The 6969-nt window shown below is 64.5% G+C and carries 5 protein-coding genes; 2 read left to right on the top strand and 3 right to left on the bottom strand.

What is annotated here, in order from left to right:
• Positions 1-102: 102 nt before the first annotated feature.
• Both PMI38_RS03545 and PMI38_RS03540 read right to left on the bottom strand, forming a co-directional pair.
• Positions 103-2658, bottom strand: a complete 2556-nt coding sequence (locus tag PMI38_RS03545; protein ID WP_008090750.1) for a PepSY domain-containing protein — start codon at positions 2656-2658, stop codon at positions 103-105.
• Between the two features lie 102 nt (positions 2659-2760).
• The gene (locus tag PMI38_RS03540) at positions 2761-5064 is read right to left on the bottom strand and encodes a TonB-dependent receptor (protein ID WP_008090747.1); all 2304 of its coding nucleotides are present in this window, start codon (positions 5062-5064) and stop codon (positions 2761-2763) included.
• Positions 5065-5285: 221 nt separating this feature from the next.
• Between PMI38_RS03540 and PMI38_RS03535 the strand changes: the two genes are divergently transcribed.
• Positions 5286-5966: a Fe2+-dependent dioxygenase gene (locus PMI38_RS03535; protein ID WP_008090743.1), complete on the top strand. Its 681-nt coding sequence runs from the start codon at positions 5286-5288 to the stop codon at positions 5964-5966.
• Positions 5967-5969: 3 nt separating this feature from the next.
• The gene (locus PMI38_RS03530) at positions 5970-6719 is read left to right on the top strand and encodes a tetratricopeptide repeat protein (protein ID WP_008090741.1); all 750 of its coding nucleotides are present in this window, start codon (positions 5970-5972) and stop codon (positions 6717-6719) included.
• Between the two features lie 156 nt (positions 6720-6875).
• On the opposite strand, the gene PMI38_RS27410 is transcribed toward PMI38_RS03530, so the two are convergent.
• On the bottom strand, positions 6876-6969 hold a 94-nt coding region (locus PMI38_RS27410; RefSeq protein ID WP_008090740.1), incomplete at its 5' end, for a diaminopimelate decarboxylase.

Genomic DNA, 6969 nt, shown 5'->3' with positions numbered 1-6969 from the left:
AGCCGGCTCCCACAAGTACAGTGCAAGGCCTGAACCCTGCGTTGTACTTGTGGGAGCCGGCTTGCCGGCGATAGGGCCAGTTCTGACTACATCATTCGACGATCAGTACACATCCCGCCGATACCGCCCATCCTCGATCAGCTGCTGCACTACGGCCTCTCCAAGAATACCCTCGAGCGCCGCATCCACCCCCGCAGCCATCCCCTGCAGGCTGCCGCAGACATACACACAGGCCCCTTCGGCCACCCAGCGCTTGAACTCATCGGCCTGCTGCAGCAACACATCCTGCACATACACCTTCTCCGCCTGATCCCGCGAAAACGCCAGGTCCAGCCGCGCCAGGTCGCCGCTATCCAGCCAACCCTGCAGCTCTTCGCCACACAGCAAGTCATGTGCCCGGTTGCGTTCACCGAACAGCAACCAGTTGCGCTGTTCGCCGGCACTGATCCGCGCCTTGAGCAAGCTGCGCAGGCCTGCCAGGCCCGTTCCGTTGCCGATCAGGATCACCGGCGCTGCAGCTTCCGGCAGGTGGAAGCCGCTGTTGCGGCGTAGCCGCAGGCTCAGCGTGCCGCCTTGCGGCAGATACTCGGTCAGCCAGCCAGAACCCAGGCCCAGGTTGCCGTCGCTGTGGCGCTCCTGGCGCACGATCAGTTCCAGCACGCCATCGCTTGCGATCGAGGCGATGGAGTATTCACGGCTGCCGATTGGCACCAGTGCATCGACCAGCGCTTGCGGCTGCATGCCCACCAGGTGGTCACGGCGCGCGGGCAACTGGCGGCCAGTCAGCGCCTGGGCGAGGGTCTCCAGCAGGCCGTCCACCTGTACCTTGGCATCGGCATCCAACGCCATGCCGCTGAGAAACGCATCGATCCGTGGCTGGCCGTTGAGTGGCAGGACTTCCACCAGGTCACCGGCCTCCCAGCTGGCAGGTTGTTCCGGACGCAAGCCGACTCTGTACACCGGCTGGCCCTGGCTGCCCGGGTTGAGCAGCTCGCGGCGGACCAGGCTCCAGCTGCCGAAGCTCGGCGCCTGCCAGGGGGCGATCGGCTTGGCTCCGGTGAGGTGCGCCAGGGCTTGCTGCCAGTGTTGCAGCGCCGCCGGATCGGCGTTGTCCACTTCCACCGGGCTGAACGCACTGCTCGCCCCGCGCTCGCCAAGCCAGGCCTGCAGGCGCCGGGCAAAGCCGCAGAAGTGCGGGTACTGGCGGTCACCCAGGGCAAGCAGGGCATAGCTGAGGTTGTTCAGCGCCCAAGGCTGGCCCAGCACCTTGCGTTCGAAGGCCCGCGCGCTGTCGGGCGCTTCACCGTCGCCAAAGGTGCTGACCACGAACACTGCGCGACGCGCCTGGCGCAGGTCGTCTTCGCCCAACTCGGCCAGGGCACGCACTTGTACTGGCAAGCCGGCAGCCTGCAATTGCCCGGCGCTTTGCCAGGCCAGTTGCTCGGCCAGACCGCTCTGACTGGCGAAACCGATCAGCCAGCTGTCGGCGCCGGCGTTGGCGCTGTCGACGTTGCCACGGGCGGCGCGCACCTGGCGCTTCTTGCGGCGGCGGTCGAGGTACAGCAGCCAGCCGGTGACGAAGAACAGCGGCATGGTCAGGCTGGCGAGGGTGACGATGATGCGCCCGGGCAGCCCGAAGTATTCGCCGACGTGCAGGGCGTAGACGCTCTGCAGCAGCTGGGCCTTGAAGGATTTGTCGGTGTAGCGGTCGTGGCTTTTCACCTGGCCGGTGGCCGGGTCAAGTATTAGGGTGTTGAAGGCGCGAGGGTGCGCTGCGTTGTCTTGCAGGTAGAACAGGTTGGCCGGCTGGCCGCCCACTGGCGGCAAGCGCAGGTTGTAGGTGGCAAGGCCGGGCCCTGCGGCGTCCTTCAGGTTGGCCCAGATGGCGTCATAGTCGACCACCCGCGGCGGCGCGTTCTTGTCGACTTTCTGTGGCCCGTGACGGCCACGGCCTTCACCTCGTTTTTGCTGCTGGCCGGCGGCGGGCGCATCGCCCAGCAGTTTGTTCAAGCCATCGCGGTACCACTCGTAGGACCAGAACAGGCCAGTGAGGGCGAACAGCAGGTAGAACAGCAGGCACCAGGTGCCGGCCACCGCGTGCAGGTCCCAATTGAAGGCACGGCCCTTCTTGGCCCAGTCGAAGGTCAGCCAGGTCCGCCAGTTCAGCGCCTTGCGCGGCCAGCGCAGGTACAGCCCGGAGAGGCAGAAGAAAATCAGCATCAAGGTGCAGGCGCCGGTGATCTGCCGGCCGCTGTCGCCCATGGCCAGGAAGCGGTGCAGTTGCAGCATCAGGTTGAAGAAGCCCTGCCCGGCGACTTCACCCTTGAGCTCGCCGGTATACGGGTCGGCATAGCGCAGCTCGCCCCGGCGCTCGCCGGGGGCAGGGGTGAAGAAGATGCGAGCGGCATTGCCCTCGCGGATATCGACCCACAGCATCGATATCTTGTCCCCTTGCTCGGCCTCGACCCGGCGCACCAGTTCGGCGGGCGGCAGCACGCCTTCGGGGCGCACCTCGACCTTGAGCACATCGGGGTTGAACGCCCGCAGCAGTTCTTCCTGGAACGAGTAGAGCGCCCCGGTGATGCCCATCAAGGCCAGCACCAGGCCAGCGGTGATGCCAAAGAACCAGTGCAATTGGAACAGCGTCTTCTTCACCACATCGATCACCTTGTCTTGCTGCCGCGCGTTACGCGGGGTGCATTATGCCTTGGTACGCAAAAGCCCCGCTCATGGGAATGAACGGGGCTTGGGGGTGTTGCTTCAGAAGTGGACGGCGGTGGTCAGCATGGTGGTCCGCCCGGCCGCCTGGTTGGCGAAGTGGGTCGAGAATGCCTTGTCGTAGTAGACCTCGTTGGTCAGGTTCTGCACGTTCAGCTGCAGGTCGACGTTCTTGGTCAGCTTGTAGGCGGCCATGGCGTCGTAGCGCACATAACTGTCGACCATGGTGGTGTTGGCCACGCTGCCGTACACATCATCCATGTAGAACGCGCCGCCGCCGATGGTCAGCTTCGGCGTGATCGAGTAAGTGGTCCACACGCTGGCACTGTTGTTCGGGGTGTTCGGCAGCTGGTTGCCGTCGTTGGCCTTGCCCAGCGGGCCGCCGTCGATCTGACGGGCTTCCATGTAGGTGTAGCCGGCGAACACCTGCCACTTGTCGGTGATCTTGCCGCTGGCCGACAGCTCGACGCCCTGCACGCGGGTTTCGCCGACGTTTTCGTAGCTGTCGGTGTCTACCTGGACGCGGGCATTTTCCTTCTCGGTGCGGAACAGCGCAGCGGTCAGGGACAGGCGCTGGTCGAGCAGGTCCCACTTGGTGCCGATCTCGTAGTTGGTGGTTTCCTCTGGCTCCATGTCGCTGCTCAGGAGGTTACCGTTGCGGTCGGTGGTGTTGCCCAGGGGGTTGCCTTCCGTGCCTTCGCCCAGCATCGCACCCGGTGGCGTTGCGGAGGTGGCGTAGGAAACGTAGATGCTGCCGTTGTCTGCGGGTTTCCACACCAGTCCCAGCTGGCCGGTCACGAACTCGCTGGTGTCATCGCCCTTGGAGGCGACGCCCTTGGTGTTCACCACGGTCGCGCCGGAAGCATCGTAGCCACGGTACTGGGTGTCGAAGTGGTCGTAGCGCAGGCCCATGTTCAGCAGCCAGTCAGGCGACAGCTCCAGGGTGTCGAACACGTAGATGGCGCGGGTGTTGCTCTTGGTATCGGTACCCGCGTAGTTGCGCGCGATGCTGCCGTTCCACGGATCGTCCGGGTTCGGGTTGCCCAGCGAGGTGCAGTTGTAGCCGCTGTTGGCGCCGATCAGGCTTGGGTTGCACGTCGAAGGGGTCGAGCCACCGGTATTGGTGTTGACGGTGTACGACGAACGCTTGCTCTCTTCACGGCTCAGCTCGATACCGGTGGAGAAGCTGTTCTTCAGCCCACCCAGGTAGAACTCGCCGAACAGGTCGGTCTGGTTGGTGGTGGTGGAAGTGTTGCCCACACGGGTGTTGGCTCGGCGCCAGACGCTGCCATTGTTGACGTTGCCCTTGCTGTCGTCAGGCTGGGTCAGGATGTAATCCTGCATGCTGTTGCCGTGACGCAGGGTGTTCTTGATGGTCAGCGCGTCGGTCAGGTCGTGCTCGATGGCGAAGGTGGCGATGTCCACGCGGGTCTTGCGGAAGTCGCGATCGGTCAGGCCATAGAAGTTGTCGCTGTCGCCGCCGTCATTGGGCTTGCTCGGGTGCGCCGAGGTGCGCGCGCCGCTGCCGCCAGTCGGGATGGTGTACGGAATGCCCGAATCCGGCAGGTCGTCGCTTTCCAGGTGGTAGTAGTCAAGGTTGACGCGGGTCGGGGTGCCGAGGCCGAAGGCCAGGGACGGAGCGATACCCCAGCGGTCGTAGTTGACCTTGTCACGGCCGGCGACGTTGCTTTCGTGGGTCATCAGGTTGAGACGACCGGCAACGGTGTCGCTGAACTGGTAGTTGCCATCGAAGGTGTAGCGCTGGGTCTGGTCGCTGCCCCAGGTCCAGGCACCGTCCAGCGAGTTGCCCAGGTGGGCGCGCTTGCTCACCAGGTTGATGGTGCCGCCTGCGGCGCCGCGGCCACCGATGGCCGAGTTCGGGCCCTTGGCCACTTCGACCGATTCGATGGCGAAGATTTCGCGGGTTTGCGCGCCGGTGTCGCGCACGCCGTCCAGGTAGGTGTCGCCCTGGGCGTCGAAGCCACGGATGAACGGGCGGTCGCCTTGCGGGTTGCCGCCTTCGCCGGCGCCGAAGGTGATGCCTGGCACGGTGCGCAGGGCGTCCTGCAGGGTCAGGGCGTTGGTGTCCTTGATGACCTGCTGCGGGATCACGGTGATCGAACGCGGGGTGTCCACCAACGGTGCGGTGTACTTCTGCGAGGAGGCTTTCTCGACTTTGTAGTCGGTGCTGGCCTGTTCAGCCTTGCCATTGACGCTGGTGGCGTCGAGGGTGATGGCGCTGCTGGCGGCCGGGTCGGCGGCATAGGCGCCGGAGGCGCTGAGTGCGACGCCAATGGCGGACACGAGCAGACGTGGTGAACTCACTGCAGATGGTACGTTACGCATTGTTATGGACCTTCCCCAAGGTGTGAAGGCCGCGGATCATAGTGTAAGCGATTGTAACTAGCAATTGAGAGTCGTTACCATTCGCTATGAATTTACAATCTTTACAAATTCTCTTTACGTTTTGGGTCGGCTGAAACGTCTTAAGCGCCGAAAGGGCTTGTGCGGTGTAAAAGGGAATAAATATCATTGGCGCCTTTACACTTTCTGACGGTGCCGTCGCCATGCTGCTTCACATTCCCGGTCTGTTCGACAACGACGAACTCGCCCGCATCCGCGAGGCCCTGGAGCAAGCCGACTGGGCGGACGGCAAGGTCACCGCCGGTTACCAGTCGGCCAAGGCCAAGCACAACCTGCAGTTGCCGGAAGGGCATGCGCTGGGCAAGGAAATCGGCAGTGCGCTGATCGACCGGCTGTGGCAAACCCCGCGCTTCATGTCGGCCGCGCTGCCGCACAAGGTGTTCCCGCCGTTGATCAACTGCTACCGCGAGGGTGGCAACTTCGGCTTTCACATCGACAACGCCCTGCGCCAGCCCAAGGGCAGCCCGGAGCGGGTGCGCACCGACCTGTCCTCGACGTTGTTTCTCAGCGACCCGGACAGCTACGACGGTGGCGAGCTGGTGATCCAGGACACCTACGGTATCCAGCAGATCAAGCTGGCCGCCGGCGACCTGGTGCTGTACCCCGGCACGAGTTTGCACAAGGTCAACCCGGTGACTCGCGGCGTGCGTTATGCGGCGTTCTTCTGGACCCAGAGCCTGGTGCGCGAGGACAGCCAGCGGGCGTTGCTGTTCGAGATGGACAATGCCATCCAGCAACTGACCGCCGACGTGCCGGATCACCCCTCGTTGCTGCAGTTGACCGGCACTTACCACAACCTGCTGCGCCGCTGGGCCGAGGTCTGAACCGTGTCTTACCAGTTGCGTCGTGAAGAAGAGGTAAATGTGGCCGGCCTGCGAGCGATGCTCGAACACAGCCCAGGCCAGGCTGCCCAGGCGATCCTTGCGGCGGCCGGGGAGGGCGTGGTCGAGGCGCAGTCGCTGCTCGGGCAGATTTTGCTCGACGGGCGTGGCATCGAAGCGGATGAGGCCGTGGCCCGGCGCTGGTTCGGCATCGCCGCCCAGGGCGGCAGTGCCATGGCGCACAACATGCTCGGGCGTTGCCTGGAGCATGGCTGGGGTGGGGATCAGGATTTGTCGCAGGCCGCCATCCATTATGCGCGTGCGGCCGACGCCGGCCTGGACTGGGGTCTTTACAACCTGGGCAACCTGTTGGCCACGGGGCGTGGGGTGCCTGCCAACCAGGCCCAGGCGTTGCTCTGTTACGAGAAGGCCGCGCAATTGGGCCATGCCAAGTCGATGAATCTGTACGGGCGGTATCTGGAGCAGGGTATCGCCACGGCCCCGAGCCCGGTACGGGCGGTGCGCTGGTATCGGCGCTCGGCCGAGGCGGGGGATTTTCGCGGGATGTTCAGCCTGGCGATGGTGCTGGTCGAGCGTGGGCAGTTCGCCGAGGCGGGGCCTTGGCTGGATCGGGCGCGGGTCGAGGGAAACCTGAACTTTCTGCGCAGTGCGCTGGTGACGCTGCAGGGGGCGGGGCCGATGTTGATGGCCTTTGCGGCGCGGTATGCCGAAGAGTTGGATAAGCGCGGACATTAATTTCTACAGTGCCGGCCTCTTCGCGGGACAAGCCCGCTCCCACAAGCTCTCCGCTGACCCTGAGTGCAGCGGGGGACTTGTGGGAGCGGGCTTGCCCCGCGAAGAGGCCGGCACTGATACACATATGAAAACGGGGCCTCGCGGCCCCGTTGTTCATTACAGGTAGTAAGCCTTCAGCGGCGGGAAGCCGTTGAATTCCACCGCGCTGTAGCTGGTGGTGTAGGCACCGGTCGACAGCCAGTACAGGCGG

It is taken from the genome of Pseudomonas sp. GM84, from assembly GCF_000282535.1.
Classification (GTDB): Bacteria; Pseudomonadota; Gammaproteobacteria; order Pseudomonadales; family Pseudomonadaceae; genus Aquipseudomonas.
The sequence above is the reverse complement of the archived record's forward strand: the minus strand, read 5'-3'. Positions and strand labels throughout refer to the sequence as shown.

Coding starts and splice junctions, on each gene's coding strand:
- PMI38_RS03535 (WP_008090743.1), top strand. CDS start 5,286: ATGCTGCTTCACATTCCCGGTCTGTTCGACAACGACGAACTCGCCCGC.
- PMI38_RS03540 (WP_008090747.1), bottom strand. CDS start 5,064: ATGCGTAACGTACCATCTGCAGTGAGTTCACCACGTCTGCTCGTGTCC.